This window comes from Paenarthrobacter sp. NyZ202 (assembly GCF_049860755.1).
Classification (GTDB): Bacteria; Actinomycetota; Actinomycetes; order Actinomycetales; family Micrococcaceae; genus Arthrobacter.
This window is the reverse complement of the sequence record NZ_CP187556.1, coordinates 2011764-2029396: the sequence shown is the minus strand read 5'-3', so window position 1 is coordinate 2029396 and position 17633 is coordinate 2011764. Positions and strand designations below refer to the sequence as shown.

16 protein-coding genes are annotated in these 17633 nt (G+C 61.4%); 10 read left to right on the top strand and 6 right to left on the bottom strand.

Features of this window, described 5'->3' with window-relative positions:
- The first annotated feature begins 13 nt into the window (after window positions 1-13).
- The 8 genes from ACPFL9_RS09365 to tkt all read left to right on the top strand — a co-directional run bounded on the left by ACPFL9_RS09365 (window position 14) and on the right by tkt (window position 8675).
- Window positions 14-916: an alpha/beta fold hydrolase gene (locus ACPFL9_RS09365; protein ID WP_426007243.1), complete on the top strand. Its 903-nt coding sequence runs from the start codon at window positions 14-16 to the stop codon at window positions 914-916.
- A 41-nt stretch (window positions 917-957) separates the two neighbouring features.
- Complete coding sequence (locus ACPFL9_RS09360) at window positions 958-2043, top strand: alcohol dehydrogenase catalytic domain-containing protein (RefSeq protein ID WP_426007242.1); 1086 nt, start codon at window positions 958-960, stop codon at window positions 2041-2043.
- Window positions 2044-2209: 166 nt separating this feature from the next.
- On the top strand, window positions 2210-3970 hold the full coding sequence (locus ACPFL9_RS09355; RefSeq protein ID WP_426007241.1) for a dihydroxyacetone kinase family protein: 1761 nt from the start codon (window positions 2210-2212) through the stop codon (window positions 3968-3970).
- Window positions 3967-4437: a ribose-5-phosphate isomerase gene (locus tag ACPFL9_RS09350; RefSeq protein ID WP_426007240.1), complete on the top strand. Its 471-nt coding sequence runs from the start codon at window positions 3967-3969 to the stop codon at window positions 4435-4437. Before ACPFL9_RS09355 ends, ACPFL9_RS09350 begins: the two co-directional genes overlap by 4 nt.
- A gap of 52 nt (window positions 4438-4489) precedes the next feature.
- The gene (locus ACPFL9_RS09345; RefSeq protein ID WP_426007521.1) at window positions 4490-5242 is read left to right on the top strand and encodes a triose-phosphate isomerase family protein; all 753 of its coding nucleotides are present in this window, start codon (window positions 4490-4492) and stop codon (window positions 5240-5242) included.
- Window positions 5239-6036 (top strand): sugar phosphate isomerase/epimerase family protein, encoded by a 798-nt coding sequence (locus ACPFL9_RS09340; protein ID WP_426007239.1) that lies wholly within the window; start codon window positions 5239-5241, stop codon window positions 6034-6036. Before ACPFL9_RS09345 ends, ACPFL9_RS09340 begins: the two co-directional genes overlap by 4 nt.
- 127 nt (window positions 6037-6163) lie before the next feature.
- Window positions 6164-6454, top strand: a complete 291-nt coding sequence (locus ACPFL9_RS09335; protein ID WP_426007238.1) for a hypothetical protein — start codon at window positions 6164-6166, stop codon at window positions 6452-6454.
- A 112-nt stretch (window positions 6455-6566) separates the two neighbouring features.
- Complete coding sequence (tkt, locus tag ACPFL9_RS09330; protein WP_426007237.1) at window positions 6567-8675, top strand: transketolase; 2109 nt, start codon at window positions 6567-6569, stop codon at window positions 8673-8675.
- A gap of 576 nt (window positions 8676-9251) precedes the next feature.
- Here the strand turns inward: tkt and ACPFL9_RS09325 are convergent.
- The 3 genes from ACPFL9_RS09325 to ACPFL9_RS09315 form a co-directional block, all read right to left on the bottom strand.
- Window positions 9252-10133, bottom strand: coding sequence for a 3-keto-5-aminohexanoate cleavage protein (locus ACPFL9_RS09325; protein WP_426007236.1), 882 nt, complete (start codon window positions 10131-10133; stop codon window positions 9252-9254).
- A gap of 13 nt (window positions 10134-10146) precedes the next feature.
- Window positions 10147-11502 carry an MFS transporter gene (locus tag ACPFL9_RS09320; RefSeq protein WP_426007235.1) on the bottom strand — a complete coding sequence of 452 codons (1356 nt, stop codon included), beginning with the start codon at window positions 11500-11502 and terminating at the stop codon, window positions 10147-10149.
- 570 nt (window positions 11503-12072) lie between these two features.
- The gene (locus ACPFL9_RS09315) at window positions 12073-12975 is read right to left on the bottom strand and encodes a helix-turn-helix transcriptional regulator (protein ID WP_426007234.1); all 903 of its coding nucleotides are present in this window, start codon (window positions 12973-12975) and stop codon (window positions 12073-12075) included.
- 161 nt (window positions 12976-13136) lie between these two features.
- Between ACPFL9_RS09315 and ACPFL9_RS09310 the strand changes: the two genes are divergently transcribed.
- Together ACPFL9_RS09310 and ACPFL9_RS09305 are read left to right on the top strand one after the other, a co-directional pair.
- Window positions 13137-14021: an NAD-dependent epimerase/dehydratase family protein gene (locus tag ACPFL9_RS09310; RefSeq protein WP_426007233.1), complete on the top strand. Its 885-nt coding sequence runs from the start codon at window positions 13137-13139 to the stop codon at window positions 14019-14021.
- A gap of 91 nt (window positions 14022-14112) precedes the next feature.
- Window positions 14113-14625, top strand: coding sequence for a 3-keto-5-aminohexanoate cleavage protein (locus ACPFL9_RS09305; protein WP_426007231.1), 513 nt, complete (start codon window positions 14113-14115; stop codon window positions 14623-14625).
- Window positions 14626-14784: 159 nt separating this feature from the next.
- Here the strand turns inward: ACPFL9_RS09305 and ACPFL9_RS09300 are convergent, their stop codons facing one another.
- The 3 genes from ACPFL9_RS09300 to ACPFL9_RS09290 are packed head-to-tail and all read right to left on the bottom strand — an operon-like array spanning window position 14785 to window position 17582.
- The gene (locus ACPFL9_RS09300; RefSeq protein WP_426007229.1) at window positions 14785-16278 is read right to left on the bottom strand and encodes an NAD-dependent succinate-semialdehyde dehydrogenase; all 1494 of its coding nucleotides are present in this window, start codon (window positions 16276-16278) and stop codon (window positions 14785-14787) included.
- Window positions 16271-17185 (bottom strand): alpha/beta fold hydrolase, encoded by a 915-nt coding sequence (locus tag ACPFL9_RS09295; RefSeq protein ID WP_426007228.1) that lies wholly within the window; start codon window positions 17183-17185, stop codon window positions 16271-16273. Before ACPFL9_RS09295 ends, ACPFL9_RS09300 begins: the two co-directional genes overlap by 8 nt.
- Window positions 17172-17582, bottom strand: a complete 411-nt coding sequence (locus ACPFL9_RS09290) for a hypothetical protein (RefSeq protein WP_426007226.1) — start codon at window positions 17580-17582, stop codon at window positions 17172-17174. Before ACPFL9_RS09290 ends, ACPFL9_RS09295 begins: the two co-directional genes overlap by 14 nt.
- Between the last annotated feature and the right edge of the window lie 51 nt (window positions 17583-17633).

Genomic DNA, 17633 nt, shown 5'->3' with positions numbered 1-17633 from the left:
AGGCAGACGTACATTGGTAAATCTTTACGACCACAACGGAGCACCCGTCCATCACGGAAGGGCACGCGTCAACGGAGTGCGACTTCACTACGTCACCGCTGGTCAAGGGACTCCGCTCCTGCTCATCCACGGCACTCCCAAAACCCACTCGTACTGGCAACGGCTCATTCCCCTGCTGACGGACAAGTTCACTATTGTCGCGCCTGACCTTCGTGGTTTCGGAGACTCCGACAAGCCCATGTCAACTACGGGCTATGAATCCACCACCATGACCGACGACCTGGCCGAACTTATGAGTCAACTCGACTACGACAAGTACGCCGTCCATGGTGAGGACCGCGGAGCAGAGTACGCCTACGTCATCGCGGCACGGAACCGCGACCATGTAACCCACCTGTCCTTCGGGGAAATGATGCTATCCGGAATGGGACTCGAAGAGCTCTCGCACTTTACAGAAAAGAATCTGAGCGCCCGCATGGAGCGCCGCGGCACCTGGAAGTGGCATAACCCCTTCTTCTACATTCCTGATCTGCCGGAGATGCTGATCACCGGAAAGGAACGGGAATTCTGGACCTGGTGGATGCGCGCCGAAATGTGGGACCCGAGCGCACTGCCAAACGATTTGGCCGATGAATGGGTCTCCCACATCGCCTCCCCGGGCGGGCTCCGGGCACTGCTGGACACGTATCGGGCACCGTTCTCAAACGCGGCAACCAACCAGAAACTCGCCATAGAGCCCCTCAAAATCCCGGTCATGGCCACCGGAGCCCGTGAATTCTATGGCCACCATGTCGGCGACCAAATGCGAAAGGTAGCCACCAACGTCCAAGAACACGTGTGGGACGACTGCGGGCACAGCCTCGCTTTGGAACAACCCGAGCGTCTCGCAGCGAACCTCCGCAACTTCATCGCCTAGTCCACCCGCACCAAACACAGCCCTAACAGGAGCGCCACAGAATGAAAGCCATCGTTAAAGCCTCGCCTGAACGCGGCGCCGAAGTCATTGACAACCACCCTGAACCCAGAGTCGGTCCGCGCGATGTCCTCCTCAAAGTCGCAGCCGTATCGGTTTGCGGTACGGACCGCGAAATTTACGACTGGACACCGTCGGCACAAGCCTTCAAGCTCACCCTTCCGGTCGTACTAGGCCACGAAGCCTCCGGCACAGTCATCTCAGTCGGCTCCGACGTCACCCGCCTCAAAGTGGGTGACCGCGTTGCGCTGGAGACCCACGTTCCCTGCGAGAATTGCTTCATGTGCCGCGTCGGCGACGGCCACAACTGCATGAACATGAAGATCGTGGCAATGCACCTGGACGGGGCCTTCGCAGAGCGCGTTGCCGTCCCCGAAAACGTCTGCTTTGTCCTGCCGGAAGGCATGCCCACAGAACTCGGTGCCCTACTTGAACCAGCAGGTGTGGCATGGCACGCACTTCAGCGCTCCGGCATGGCAGTAGCAGGCTCCTCGGTCTTGGTATCCGGCTGCGGGCCCATCGGTCTGCTGCTGGTCCAGTTCGCACTTCACCTGGGCGCCACCGAAGTCATCGCCATCGAACCCAACGCCTACCGCCGCAGCCTGGCCGAGAAGCTCGGCGCCACGGTCTTTGCGCCGGGAGACCAGGCTACCGAATACATCACGGAAAAATACGCACACCGGACAGGCGTGGACGTGGCATTCGAGTCCAGCGGAGCCGCAGCCGCATACCCAACCCTGTTCGAGGCCGTCCGCCGCGAAGGCGTCATCGTCGGTGTCGGGCACCCGAGCCGGGTCGTCGAACTGGACATTGCCCAATACATCAACAAGAAGGGCATCACTCTTCGGGGCATCTTCGGGCGACGCCTATGGAGCACCTGGGAAGACCTCGTCCAAGTGCTCGCCAGCGGCAAAGTCGACATCAGTTGGATCGTCAGTCACCGTTTGCCCCTGACCGACCTCGGCTACATCGTCGATCTCCTCAACGGGGAAGCCAACAAAGTCCTCGTTCTGCCCAACGCCGATCCCGCGGACTTTGAGCCTGCTCTTGCAAGCCAGGCCCAAGCCTAACGAGCAGTACACATCCCGGCTCCGGCCCAACACTCCGGAGCCGGGAGCCGGAGAGGACACGCGCCTTCGAATTGCAGCCGTGTGAATGCCTTGACCAATCCCGGTGAAAATTCTATTTCTTCCCCTGGCCTTGCGGCTGTTGGTGGTCTTTGGAGGCCTGTTTTTTATGACTCGTTTGTTTAATGAACCTGCTGCTTTTGCTGATGAGATGATTGATGGTTTCGTCGCTTCGCATGGCCGTTGGGTGCGTCGCGTCAATGGCGGTGTGGCCCGGAGCACGCGTTCGGTCCCGGAGACGGTCGCGTTGGTGATCGGTGGGGGTTCGGGGCACTACCCTGCGTTCGCTGGTTTGGTGGGTCAGGGCCTTGCCCATGGCGCGGCGATGGGGAACTTGTTCGCTTCGCCGTCCGCGCAGCAGGTCTATAACGTGGCCAAGGCTGCTTCCAACGGTGCCGGTGTGTTGCTCGGTTATGGCAACTACGCCGGGGACGTCCTGCACTTCACCCAGGCCCAGGACAAGCTCCGGGCCGAGGGCATCGATTGCCGCAGCATCGCCGTCACGGACGATATCTCCTCGGCTCCGTTGGCGGAGAAGCACAAGCGCCGCGGGATTGCCGGTGACCTGACGGTGTTCAAGGTCGCCGCCGCGGCCGCCGAGGCCGGCCATTCGATGGACTCGGTGGTGGAGATCGCCCAGCGCGCCAACGACCGGACCCGGTCCTTCGGTGTCGCGTTCACCGGCTGCACCTTGCCCGGGGCCCCGGAACCGCTGTTCTCCGTTCCGGCGGGGCGTATGGCGGTAGGCATGGGCATCCACGGCGAACCTGGCATTGGAGAGACGGACATCCCGACGGCGGATGAGCTCGCCGAACTGCTCGTGAAGGACCTCCTGGCCGAGGTTCCTGACGGCGTCCCGGTGGAGGGTGCCCGGGTGGTGCCGATCCTCAACGGCCTGGGCAGCGTGAAGTACGAAGAACTTTTTGTGGTCTACCGCCGCGTGGCCCAGCTGTTGGCCGAGGCCGGGATCGAGGCGGTGGACCCGCAGGTCGGCGAACTGGTGACCAGCTTCGACATGGCCGGGACCTCCCTGACCTTGTTTTGGTTGGACGCCGAACTCGAGGAACTGTGGCTGGCCCCGGCGGATGCCCCGGCGTTCCGCCGTGGTGCCATCACCGCGAATGCGCTCGACGCCGACGAACTCGCCGCCGGGAACGAGGAAGCCCAACACTCCATCCCGGTTGCATCCGCTGTTTCCCGCGAGGCAGCACCTCGGATCCTTGCAGCGCTTGAAGCAGCCAAGGCCGTGATCGACGCGAACGTGGCCGAACTGGGCAGGATCGACGCGATCGCCGGCGACGGTGACCACGGCATCGGCATGGAACGCGGCATCCACGCCGCAGCAGCCGCCGCGGCAGACGCCGTCGTACGCGGTGCCGGTGCCGGGACGACACTGTTCCTGGCCGCCGACGCCTGGGCCGACAAGGCCGGTGGCACCTCGGGTGCGCTGTGGGGCATGGCCCTGCGCGCGGTTGGCGCCGCCGTCGGTGATCACGATGCACCGAACGCCGCCGCCGTTGCCGCCGGAGTGGCCGAGGCGAAGCGCTCCATCATGGACTTCGGCAAAGCCAAGGTGGGCGACAAGACCCTGGTGGACGTGTTGGCACCCTTCAGCGACGCACTCACCGCGGCAGTCAACGACGGCGGCTCCCTCAGGGACGCGTGGGGCGCTGCCGCGACCATCGCCGAACAATCCGCCGAAGCCACCGCGAACCTGTTGCCCCTCATGGGCCGGGCGCGCCCGCACGCGGAAAAGAGTCTGGGAACCCCCGACGCCGGCGCCATCTCCATGGCGCTGATCGTCCGGGCCATCCACAACACCCTCATTGGTGAAACCGCCGCTAAGAACACTGTTAAGGAGAACGCATGAGCACCAAACTGCGCCTGGTCATCGGATCGGACGACGCCGGATTCGAGTACAAGGAAGCCCTGAAGGCCGATCTGGAAGCGAACCCGCTGGTCGAGTCCGTGACCGACGTTGGGGTGGACGCGACCTCCCACACCCCCTACCCGTCCGTGGCGATCGCCGCCGCCGAACTCGTCGCCGCCGGCAACGCCGACCGTGCCCTGCTGGTCTGCGGCACCGGACTCGGTGTGGCAATCGCAGCGAACAAAGTCCCCGGCATCCGGGCAGTCACCGCCCACGACTCCTTCTCCGTGGAGCGCTCCATCCTCTCCAACAACGCACAGATCCTTACCATGGGCCAGCGCGTCATCGGCCTCGAACTGGCCCGCCGCCTGGCCAAGGAATGGCTCACGTACACCTTCGACGAAAGCTCCGCCTCGGCAGAGAAAGTCACACTGATTAAGGACTACGAAGGTGTCACCAGCTGCTAAGACTCCCGCTGCGGTCACCAAGCCCCAGGCAGTGATCGGCGTAAGCCTGAAAATGTACTTCGGCTACCGCCGCACCATCGACTACTGCGAAGCCGTCGCAGACCTGGCATCGAAACACCCGGCAGTACTCAAAGGCGACATCGAACTGTTCATCCTGCCCAGCGCACCCACACTGGTCCCAGCACAAGCGATCCTCGAAACCAGTCCCGCAGCCAGCGGGGCCCAAGACATCTTCTGGGAAGACGAAGGCCCCTACACCGGCGAATACAGCGGCAAACTCATCAACGAAATCGGCGGACGCTACGTCGAAGTCGGCCACGCCGAACGACGCCGGATCTTCGGCGAAGATCACCGCATCATCGGCCTGAAAACCGCCGCCGCCTACCGCAACGGCCTCACCCCCGTACTCTGCGTCGGCGAACTCACCCCGGGCTCCCCCGAAGAAGCCATCGCCCAGTGCACCGCCGAAATCAACGCCGCGATCAACCGCGCCGGATCCCTCGGCCCCACCACACGCACCATCATCGCCTATGAACCGCAATGGGCCATCGGCGCACCCGAACCAGCCACCCCCGAATACATCAGCGCCGTGATCCGTGGCCTCGACGCCCACCTGCGTTCGTTGCCCGGCCAGGAAAACAGCCGCGTCATCTACGGCGGCAGCGCCGGACCGGGCCTGATCACGGAACTGGACACCGCCGTCGCAGGCTTGTTCCTCGGCCGCTTCGCACACGACCCCGCAGCGCTGAAAACCATCCTCGACGAAACCGCTACACGCCTCGCCGCGCAGGAGGTGGCAGCATGAGCCGGATCGGCCTCTCCAGCTACGCCTTTTTCTGGCAGCTCTCGGACCAGGTCAGCAACCCGCTGAGCATCCACGACGCCCTCCGCCGGGCTGCGGACATGGGTGTGGACCTCTTCCAGATCTGCGACTACGCGCCCCTGGAAGACATGAACGACGCCGACCTCGCCGCCGTCCGCACGACGGCCGACGAACTGGGCATCACCCTGGAAGTCGGGACGAAGGGCATCCGCCCCGAACACCTGCGGAAGTTCCTGCACATCGCGCAGGTACTCGGCTCGGACCTGCTGCGGACCATGTTCAACGTCCCCGGCCACGCCCCGGACAACCACGAAGCGATGGAGATTTTCACGGCCGTGCTCCCCGAATTCGAGGGAGCCGGGGTGCGGATCGCCGTCGAGACCTATGAACAGGTCCCCACGGAACGGATCCTCGCGGTGGTGAAACAGGTCAACAGCCCGTACCTCGGTATCTGCAGCGACCCCGCCAACACCGTCGCCGCACTGGAGATGCCCCGGCAGGTGATTGACGCCGTCGCACCTTACGTCCTGAACATGCACATCAAAGACTTCGCGTTCAGCCGCAAACAGGGATGGGTCGGATTCACATACACCGGCGCACCCCTCGGCCAAGGCCTCCTCGACTACAACTACATGATCGAAAAGATCCAACCCAAAACCAGAAACATCAACCAAATCATCGAACACTGGCTGCCCTGGCAGGACACCGAAACAGACACCATCCACCTCGAAAACCAGTGGACCCAACAAGCCCTCACCTACCTAAGGAGCAAATGAAATGACAACAGAAACCTTGACCATCGCCGTCATCGGAGCCGGAGGCAAGTAGAGCCTCCGCCGCAGTGTGCGGTTCTCTTTGCCCCGTGCGGCAAACCAAACTTGATCGACTACTGTTGGGAGGCGCATGGAGCCGAAACTTCAAGACATCGCACGTCCTGGGAATGCCCTGCACTTGATGGCTAGTGAGCATTGGGCAGGTCTGGAAGGACGCTATGTCGAGTTGCGTCAAGCGGACGGCACAGTGGTAGACCTCGGCTGGGTAGAGGCCGTATCCAACGACGGAAAGATTTTGTGGTTCTCCTTTGAGGGCGTCACCCCCCGACGACTGCACCTGCGGCTAGCCGGGATCGAGACTTGGGTTTCCGAAGAAGAAGTCTTCACTCAGTTGTTAGGAACTTCCGTTCAGTATCCGTGAAATCCACCCGCTGCATCATTGTCTTTTTACACATCATTGCCCCCATTGTGGTGGCCACCAAGCAAAAGGATGGAACCTTATGAGTTCTTTAGCTTCTACAAAGGAGTCGGCCGTGCTTCAGTTGTCATGGACCGATCTGGACAAGAAGGCTGTTGACACCGTTCGCGTGTTGGCCGCTGATGCCGTGGAGAAGGTCGGCAACGGCCACCCCGGTACGGCAATGAGCTTGGCTCCGGCAGCATACTTGCTGTTCCAGAAGCTGATGCGCCACGATCCCAAGAACCCGGACTGGATCGGCCGTGACCGGTTCATCCTGTCCCCCGGTCACACCTCACTGACCCTGTACATCCAGCTGTTCCTTTCGGGCTACGGCCTGGAGCTGAAGGACCTCGAGGCGCTGCGGACCTGGGGTTCGCTGACCCCGGGCCACCCGGAGTACAAGCACACCGCTGGTGTGGAAATCACTACAGGCCCCCTGGGCCAGGGCCTGGCATCCGCCGTCGGGTTCGCCTACTCCCAGCGCCGCCAGCGCGGCCTGTTCGACGCCGATGCCCCCGCCGGCGAGTCGCCGTTCGACCACACCATCTGGGTCATCGCCTCCGACGGCGACCTCCAGGAAGGCGTGACGTCCGAGGCGTCCTCGCTGGCCGGGCACCAGGAACTGGGCAACCTCGTAGTGATCTACGACGAGAACCACATCTCGATCGAAGACGACACCGACATCGCGTTCACCGAGGACGTCCTCAAGCGCTACGAGGCTTACGGCTGGCACACCCAGCGCGTCGACTGGACCAAGACCGGCGACTACGTCGAGGACGTCCAGGAACTGTACTCGGCCCTGCTCGCAGCCAAGGCTGAGACCAACAAGCCGTCGATCATTTCCCTGCGCACCATCATCGGCTACCCGGCCCCGAAGAAGCAGAACACCGGCAAGATCCACGGCTCAGCCCTGGGCGCCGAAGAAGTTGCCTCACTCAAGACCGTGCTCGGCTTCGACCCCGCGAAGTCCTTCGACGTGGACGAAGAAGTTCTGGCCCACGCCCGCAAGGTGGTTGAGCGTGGTTCCGAGGAACGTGCCGCCTGGCAGGCCAAGTTCGAGGCTTGGCAGGCATCCAACCCGGACGGCGCCGCCCTCCTGGAGCGCATTGAGGCCAAGAAGCTCCCCGTTGGCATCGACGCTGCCCTTCCTGTCTTCGAGGCCGGCAAGGATGTCTCCACCCGTGCCGCTTCCGGCAAGGTCCTGAACGCCATTGGCCCGGTTCTGCCGGAACTGTGGGGCGGTTCGGCCGACCTGGCCGAGTCGAACAACACCACCATCGAAGGTTCGCCGTCCTTCATCCCGACGTCCCGCTCGACGGATGCCTGGAAGGGCAACCCGTACGGCCGTGTCCTGCACTTCGGCATCCGCGAGCACGCAGCAGCCTCGATCGTGAACGGCATCTCGCTTGCCGGCCGCACCCGAGCATTCTCAGGTACGTTCCTGATCTTCTCCGACTACCAGCGCCCGGCCATCCGCCTCGGCGCCCTGATGGGTGTCCCGTCGCTGTACGTCTGGACGCACGACTCGATCGGTCTCGGCGAGGACGGCCCGACCCACCAGCCGGTGGAGCAGCTCGCTTCGCTGCGCGCCATCCCGGGCCTGGACGTGGTCCGCCCCGGAGACGCCAACGAGGTTTCCGCCGCGTGGAAGGCCATGCTGGAGAACCACGAAAACCCGGCAGGCATCGTCCTGACCCGCCAAAACATTCCCACGTACGCCCGCGGCGAGGGCGCAGCCAACGGTGACACGTTCGCTTCCACCGCCGGTGTGGCCAAGGGCGGCTACGTCCTGGCAGAGGCATCCAAGGACGGCGAAACCGTTGACGCGCAGGTCATCCTGATCGGCACGGGCTCCGAAGTCCAGCTCGCCGTCCAGGCCCGTGAGGCACTCCAGGCTGAAGGCATCGCCACCCGCGTGGTCTCCATGCCGTGCGTCGAGTGGTTCAAGAAGCAGGACGAGGCCTACCGCGAGTCGGTCCTCCCCGCCTACGTGAAGGCCCGCGTCTCCGTGGAAGCCGGCCTCGCACTCGGCTGGCAGGAATTCGTCGGCGACGCCGGCCGTTCCATCAGCCTCGAGCACTTCGGCGCCTCCGCCGACTACAAGCGGCTCTTCAACGAATTCGGCATCACTGCCGAAGCCGTCACGCAAGCCGCCAAACAAACCCTCGCCAACAACACCTAGACGCAGACTTTCTCGGCGGGTCCTTCGGTTTCCATGCGAAGGACCCGCCTGCGGATTCAGCCGTCTGTGAAACGGTAGAGGGTACATGTACCAAAAGGGCGTTTTATCTGACGGGGCGCCAGTCGTTGTTTGGTCTTCGGCCCGACTCAACTAGCCCAAGCGGTTCCTTCGTTATAGGACGACGGGCGGCCGAGCCGCCCCTAGATCTGCGGTCCCGACAAGATCCTCCGCTGGTTCCGTCCAGAAGTTCGGGAACTCGACTTCCAGAGTCTCATCAAAAAAGACACTAGGACCAACCCGGTGCCCAGCACGGACTTCTTCCCCAGACCCATTGGCGATGCGCCGTAAGAGGCCCAACCAGTGTTCCGGAAGAGATCCAAGTGCGTCCTTCAACCGGACAACCGGCATGATTCCCGACAATGCCAACGGCGACTCCTCCATCCCTATCGGGTTTCAAGCAATCCCCTCAGCATTGGGGCGCTATCTGACGGCACGGGAAACTGTTGCTCGGACTCCACAAAAGGGACACCCTGGCTTTAAGGCCAGGGTGTCCTAAATGTTCGGGATGGAAGCGTGTCAGACCCCGACGATATTCCGGGCCTGCTCGATGGTAGCGACGGGACGGCCTAAAGTCTCCGCTAGGTGCACTACACGGCGCACGAGCTCGCTGTTGGTCGGCTGCCCCAGACGCGTGTAAGGATCATCTCCGAGTCCGATGCTGACGTGTCCGCCGGCGGCAATTGTCCAAGCAGCCATGGTCAAGCCGTCTCCGTCACGGACATGCATGGTCCACGGATCCCCGGTAGGAATAGCCTCCAAGAAAGTCTCCAGGTTCGCCAGCGTGGGAGGCGGACCACCGGGGACGTCGTCACCGGTGAAGCCCAGCTGCCAGTAGGCCTCCTTAGCGAGCAAACCCCTGCGCTGCATGAGCCGTGCCGTCCGGACGGCGCCTGCACTCCAGACGACGGACATGACCCGGATACTGTTAGCGTTCAGCGCCGCCAGGAGCTCCTGAAGGTACCCTGTGCGGTTCATAAGAACGGTGTTTTCACTCGCGAATTCCTGGTGCGATTCCAGCCACGGGTCGGCGATGAAGGCGCCAAAGTCGACCGGGGCGATGTCAACCCGTGTTTCGGAATCCGAATTGAGCTCAAGGATCGTTTGTATCCGTGATTCAGCGTCATCCTGTGTACCAATGAAACCCAGTGTCGGATGCAGGATGACATTCGATTGTGCCCGCAGGCCTTTGATGACCTGGCTTTGAAGGGAGATGTCCCCCGGCCGTTGGGCGCCGTCGGAGTCCCGGGCGTGCCAATGAACCATGGACGCACCGGCGGCAATCGATTCCAAAGCATCAGTGACGATTTCGTCGGGTTCGTAAGGGACAGCTGGGTTCAGGGACTTGCTGGCCAACTCGTTGCTGCGGAGCTCAATGATGAGTGGTGTCTGCGTTGTCAAAGGGGTTCCGATCCTAGGCTTTAGGGGTCTGGGTGAGTTCGGCATTGGCAGCGCTGGAGCCAGCGGGTTTGCTGGACGCTGAATGAGTTCTCATGACGAGAACCAAAACGCCTGCCAACGCCAGGGAGATCGCCATCGCGATGAGCGAAGCCAGGGGCTGCCCCGTCGCTCCGTTGATCAGACCGGCGATGTACGGACCTACGAAACCACCGACGTTGCCGATAGCGCTGATCGTACCGATGGCAGCCGCTGCAGCAGAGCCGCCCAGCACCGCGGTGGGCAAACCCCACATCGGCGGAATGGCAGCGTAAATCCCAGCCGAAGCCAAAGAGAGGGCAACAAGGGCCAACCACGGCTGTTGTGCCACGGCCCCGGTCAGGGCCAGAGCCACAGCGCCGATGAGGGCTGGCACCCCCACGTGCAGATGACGCTCACGGCGACGGTCCGAACTGCGCGCCACAAGCAGTACAGCCACGACGGCGGCGACGTAGGGAATCGCCGAAAGGAAACTTGTTAGCAGGTCCCCAGCGCCGGTGAAGTTCTTGATGATGCGTGGAAGCCACAGCGATACGCCGTAGAGGCTGAGGATAATAAGGAAGTTAATGGCACTGACCAGCCACACGATCGGGTGTTTCATGGCCGTCTTGAACGAGTGTCCGTGCTCCCCGGAATCGAGACTTTCTTTCTCCATCGTTGCCACCAACCATTCACGCTGTTCGGCCGGCAGCCAGCGGGCCTGGCTCGGGCGGTCCGTCATGTACAGGAAGAAGATGACGCCTGCGATGACAGCTGGGATACCCGTGATCAGGAAGACCCACTGCCAGCCAGCCAAGCCCGCCACACCATTGAGCTGCAGCAAAGAACCGGCAAGAGGGCTGCCAACGACGAGCGCAATGGGTCCGCCGATCTGGAACAGAGAGAAGGCTTTTCCGCGGGACTGTGTCGGGAACCAGGTGCTGAGGAAATAAATGACACCCGGGTAGAACCCGGCTTCAGCTATACCCAGCAACAGGCGGAAAATGAAGAAGCTGGTCGCGTCAGTTGAGAACATCATCAGTGAGGTGATGACACCCCAAGTGAGCATGATTCGGGCGATCCAAATCCTTGCGCCGATGCGGGCCAAGAGGATGTTGCTCGGAACTTCGAAAATCGTGTAGCCGAGGAAGAAAATGCCAGCGCCGAGACCAAACGCCACGTCGCTGAGACCCAGATCCTTATTCATGGTCAGCGATGCCACACTGATGTTGGTCCGGTCTATAAAGGCAATGGCATAACAAATCAGAAGGAAGGGAAGCAGCCGACGGGTGACGTGCGCCAGCGTGGCTTTTCCGATGGCACTGTCGACGCCGGGAAGCTGTGGATTGGACATCAATGTCTCCAATTTTGACGATTTACTTGTCTCCACGAGGCCACGGAGTCGTGGGAACATCTGTCGCAGCTAGGCTCCGTCGACCTAAACGTACGCTGTCCCCTGCCGTGTGTCATGAGTCACTCGCAGAAACCTCGATTGGTATAAGATAGCAACCGGTTGACCAAAATACAAGGCACGGAGAATCTATAGGATTTCCTGCGATTTTTGCTTTCCTAGGGTGGATGAGATGACCGACCGCCGTTCCATGTGGAGGTCATGGCGCACTATGGATCCCTCTGACTAAGGGCCTCCATCACGCGCGTACGTCCCTCCAGGCTTAGAACCTGCACTGTCTGTCATGAGGGTCGGCGTCGTCGATCTTGGACGGGCGTGGTCGCTTGGTCTCGCATTCAAGAACGCAAGTGATTTCCATTAGTTCAACGTTTTCGCCCGAAGGCATCGCCGTCCGCGTTGTTTCGATGCCATGTTGGGTTGTTCAACAAGCAGGGCAAGGCCTACCCTGAACCCGTCCTCCCGGCAGCCGTGAAGTCCCTCGTTATTGACTGAAGGCCCGAGCGTTGACGTCACTCATACGGGTCGCTGCGCTCTATTTCTCAGGGATGGCTTCAAACCATTGTGGGAGGCTGGCTCCTTGGCTGACCAACTCGATAGCAGCCTCAGCTTTTCAAGTGAAGCGAGGTCACGGGCGGTGTAGATGAACAAAATCTGGTTAGCGTCAGCAGCGCTGTTGAACGCTTCATAGTCAATCTCCAAGTGGCCAACGACAGGGTGGCTAAATCCCTTCGAGCCTGAAGTTCGTTCGTGGACCTTACGATCGGCCCACCAGAATCGGAACTCCTCGCTCTTCATGGCCAGCTCTCCAACCAAAGCAGCAGTGGCAACATCTTCAGGGAAACGCGCAGCATCCCCCCGAAGAACTCCGACCATCTCTGCAGCAACGGTCTCCCATTCTTCGTAGAGCGCCCGGGCCTTTGGATCCAGGATCATCCATCGAACCATGTTCTGCTCGCCGATAGGCATTGAGGGGAAGTCTGCAAGAAGCGCCAACGCAAGGCGATTTCCGCCGAGGAACTCCATCCTTCGGCCAAGAACAAAGGCCGGTTGGTCAACCATGCCATCCATGAGTCTCCGGAACTCGGGACGGATCAGCTGTTGCTTAACCGCGGACTCCTTGCGCCACCCATTCTGAGGACGGGCAAGGTTGAAAAGGTACTCCGTTTCGGCGTGGTCCAAGTGCAATGCCGATGCCAAACTGGACAGGACCGACTCAGACACTGACGAAAGCCTTCCTTGCTCAAGTCGACGGTAATAGTCTGCGCTGACACCAGCAAGCCCGGCTACCTCCTCACGGCGCAAACCGGCAACGCGCCGGTGTCCCCAGGACTCGAGGCCCGCATCTGCGGGGCTGAGGGATGCACGCTTGAGCCGAAGGAATTCGCTGAGTTCTGATTGTCGATCCACAACTTCCATTTTGGGCCTGAGCCGCCCACACACACGAACTTAAAGGGGGGACAAAAATGCCTAGGCAAAAGTGGGTCCCGCTCGCAGCTGGAACGTAGCTGGGTAAGTCCGGACAATGAGAAAGCTTTGTAAGTGCGCGAGCACACGTCATCCTTCGAAAGGTCCTGCAGTTGGAACAGAAGAAACTCCGTGTTTTGGTTACGGGTGTCAACGGTAAGCTCGGCGGACCGACGGTCGAGCACCTTCTCGCGGCCGGACACGAAGTCGTCGGAGTCGATCGGGCTCCGGCGAAAAATAGGAACATCATCTCGCTCGTTGCTGATCTCACCGATTACGGGCAGACGCACGACGTCCTGGGGAGCGTTGGCTGGGACATTCTCGGCGACACCGTGAACGGGGCTTTTGACGTCGTCGTCCATCTCGCAGCCATCCCTCATCCCCGGATGCACAGCAACTCCGAGACGTTCCGGAACAACGTGATCAGTACCTACAACATCTTTGAGGCATGCAGGCGCCTAGGCATCAAAAACATTGTGCACGCCTCAAGCGAGACGACACTCGGTGTGCCATTTTCGAGCGATCTGCCGTATCTACCCCTTGATGAAGACGCTCCCCTGCGCGGCAGGAACGCCTATGGTCTTTCCAAGGTGGTTTCAGAGGTGGTTGCCGCCGAGTTCGCCAAGAATGACCCGGAGCTTCGAGTCACCGCTCTCCGTTTCTCTTATGTCCAGAACGTTGAAGAGTACGCCGAGTACCCGGAGTTCGCCGACGACATCGACTACCGCATTTGGGACCTCTGGGCGTACATCGACAGCCGCGACGCCGCAAGTGCCATTGAGAAAGCCCTGCACTACAGTCCCCGCGGTTTTGAAACCTTCCTTATCGTTGCCGACGACACAGCGATGCCCATTCCGACCAGCGAGCTTATTGCGGCCCGCTTCCCCGAGGTCCAGCTGAAACGGAGTTTCCAAGAGCACGAGACGCTGTTGAACACCGACGCAGCCAAAGAGCGTCTGGGCTGGTATCCGAAACATAGCTGGCGGGACCACGTCTAAACCATCGCCAGCCGCAGCTCGTTGCTTCGGAGCTCGATAACGAGTGGGGTCAGTGCCATCAAGAAATTCCTATACGGGCTCTAAGCGTCGAATGATTGCACTGCTGAATCTTGGCAGCGACATCCGCATGGCCGCATCCATGACTGCTGATGTTCACGAGTTTTCCAGTCTCGAAGCCATTCTTATGAACAGAATTGGATATGTGGAAGTCCTTCTCGGCGCAACGAACCACAACGACATCCGGGTCATGTCGAAGGTTAGGAGCGCCCGGGGTAGTGCGGACAGCCCATCGAATGCAGGAGAAGGCTCTGCTCGCTCAAGAGGCCTACTGGCACCTGGGATTCACCGGGGACTCAGTCCCCTGTGGTCCCCTCCTGCTCTGACTACCTTGCACACGATCCTCGAAACACTGCTACGTGGCGATCCCTGGACCATGCACGTTCGCGACGTAGGTGGCTGGAGAATGACTGCAAGGGCAATCTCGTTGGGCGGCTACGTCAGTATCGGGCTTGGAGATGTCCCCTACAGACGGCTTGGACAACTGGTCCGACGGGTGGCTCATCTCGCTGAGACAATGGGACACCCCGTGGCAACGATCGAGTAGGCGCGGAACATCGTCAAGGTCTAGCCCCCCCGATCGAAACGTCCTGATTTCCGTCCGCCCTCCTTGCGGGGCATGGAATGGCCCCCGCCCTGTTGCGAGCATAGGGCGGGGGACAGTGTGTGGACGATGCTCGGCACTCAGCAACGCGGAGGCACCGTATTAGGCCGCGTACGGGTCCGGGATGGCGATGTACTGGGCGGTGGTGTATTCAGCGAGGCCCTCGGCTCCGCCTTCCCTGCCGAGTCCGGACTGCTTCACACCGCCGAACGGAGCGGCAGCATTGGAGATCATGCCGCTGTTGAAGCCGACCATGCCGAACTCGATCTGTTCTGCTACGCGGAGCATCCGTGCGTGGTCGCGGCTGAAGAGGTAGGACGCCAGGCCGTACTCGGAGGCATTCGCCAGGCGGACGGCTTCTTCCTCGGTGCGGAAGGTGGTCACCGGAGCAACGGGACCAAAGATTTCGCTGGCCAGAATCGTTGCATCGTGCGGGACGTTGGCCAGAACGGTCGGCGGATAGAAGTAGCCCGCGCCGTCCTGCGGTATGCCGCCGGTGGCCACGCTAGCTCCTTGCTCTACTGCTTCGGTGACCAGAGCGTGGATGTCCTTGCGGGCACCACCATCAATGATGGGCCCGACGGCGGTACCCGGGTCAGTGCCTCGGCCCAGCGTCAGTGAACCCATGGCCGCGGCAAACTTCGAGGTGAAGTCTTCTGCGACCGATTCGTGCACCAGAAAACGGTTGGCTGCGGTGCAGGCCTCGCCCATGTTGCGCATCTTCGCTGCCATTGCGCCCTGGACTGCCTTGTCGACGTCAGCGTCCTCGAACACAATGAACGGCGCGTTGCCGCCTAACTCCATCGACGTCCGCAGCACATTGTGGGACGCGTCCGCGAGCAACCGTCGGCCGACCGGCGTCGAGCCCGTGAAAGACACCTTCCGAAGACGCGAGTCCTTCATCAGGGGACCCGAGATTGCTGACGCGGAAGATGAAGCGACGACGTTCAGCACACCGGCGGGCAGACCCGCCTCCTGCATCACCTGGGCGAACAACAGTGACGTCAGCGGCGTGAACTTGGCTGGCTTGAGGACCATGGTGCAGCCCGCAGCAATGGCAGGGGCAACCTTTCGGGTCGCCATCGCGAGAGGGAAGTTCCACGGTGTGATCAGCAGGCATGGCCCCACGGGCTTGCGCTGAACCAGGATCTTGTTCTTCCCCTCAGGGGACGTGAGGTATCGGCCATAGTCACGGACGGTTTCCTCCGAGAACCAGCGTAGGAACTCCGCGCCGTAGGTCACTTCACCGCGTGCCTCAGCCAGGGGCTTGCCCATTTCCAAGGTCATCAGCAGGGCAAAGTCTTCGGCGCGTTCGGTCACAAGTTCAAAACCGCGACGCAGGATCTCCGCCCGGACGCGAGGGGCTGTCCGCGCCCAAGACGCCCGAACGGCGTCGGCAGCATCCAGTGCTGCCATCGCATCGGCGCTGGTGGCGTCCGCTATCTCTAGGAGCTTCTTTCCCGTTGCGGGGTCTTCGACGGCGAACGTCCCGCCGCCGCTGGCATCGCGCCACTCGCCATAGATCAGCAGCCCGGTGGGGATTGTCGAGAGCAGAAGGCGCTCAAGTTCAGGGGTGACAGTAGCCGTTTCAGGCATTGCGGGTTCCTTCCAAGGCGAGTGAATCCAGATCATTACCGGTCGCGTCCGCGTGGAGTTCTGCGAGGATCGGCAGGAGGTAGGTTTTGAACAGCGGGTAGTTCTCCGCCATCGGGAAGTGCCCGATGTCTTTCATGGCACCGCCCTTAGCACCCGGGATTCCGGCGATGGCATCTGCTGTATCGGCAGGAGTGCAGGCGTGATCGTACTCACCCGTGAGGAGGTACACCTTGCAGGCCGTTGTGTCGATCTCATGCCCTCTGCCTCGGAGGTCCAGGTCCTGGGAGTAGAAGTAGGTGTCACCACGGTAAATACCGGGGCCGCCCTGGCTGTAGATCCACCAGACTTCGCGGCGGGACACCTCTGGGCTTTGCGGTGCCATCAGGCTCGACGTCCAGGTGGGGACAGACTGTTGGGCGTTGACGTCCGGCCGAAGGGACCAGTCCTGGAAGCGCCCGTTGACCTTGAGCGCTCCCGACAACCCTATGACTGCCCCGATTTCATCGGCGTGCCTGCGGGCGAGTTCCAACACGAGGGACCCGGCCATGGAGCAACCGATAACTGTTGGTTGCTCCATATTCAGTGCGGCCGCAAGGTCTCGGACAATTGCGACATAGGCGTCAGCGGTGAGCAGGTATTCTTCTTCCCACCAGCCTTCCGGTGGGAAGGATCGGCCGTGCCAGGGAAGATCGAAGGCCACCACTCGGAACCGGCCGGTTATCTCCGGGTCATTAAGCAGGTGCCGGAACTGCCGGGAGTCGGCGCCTGCGGTATGCAGGCAAAGCAGGGCCGGTCCGCTGCCGGCTTCTTCGAAGTAGATGCGCTGATCGCGCCCTGACGAACGCAGGTTCACGTAGCGGCCAACCACATCTTCGAAGCCGGCTACAGGTGTGTCAGTGCTGGACATGGAGTGCCTTTCCGAGATCCACCAAACGTGCAAGGACCCTCAAATTGCGGACGAGTTCGACGTCGGAACCGCAGAGCGATACATCCGGGCTGTTCTTCCCAAGGGCGAGCAGGTCATGCAGCAAAGGCTTTGGGTGGGGATCGAAGATCTGTCCCCAGCCGGACGGCGAAGCGGATATGGCGATGTGATCCTCGGGCAGGTCTTTCCACGGCGTTGGAATGAGGCTGGAACGTTGGAAGTTCAAAACGACGCGCCAGTTACCTGGAGAGACGGCGTCAATCCAGAAGTCGCTGAATTTGCCGATGACCTGCAGCTCACGGTCAGTTTGCACCGCGTTGGCGAGGTTGGTGAACCAGGGGGCCGATATGACTGGAAGTGTGTTGCTAGTTGAAGTCATAAGCTTCTTTCTGCGCTCGGCAACGGACTCAGCGTGCTGCGGTGCAAGGCC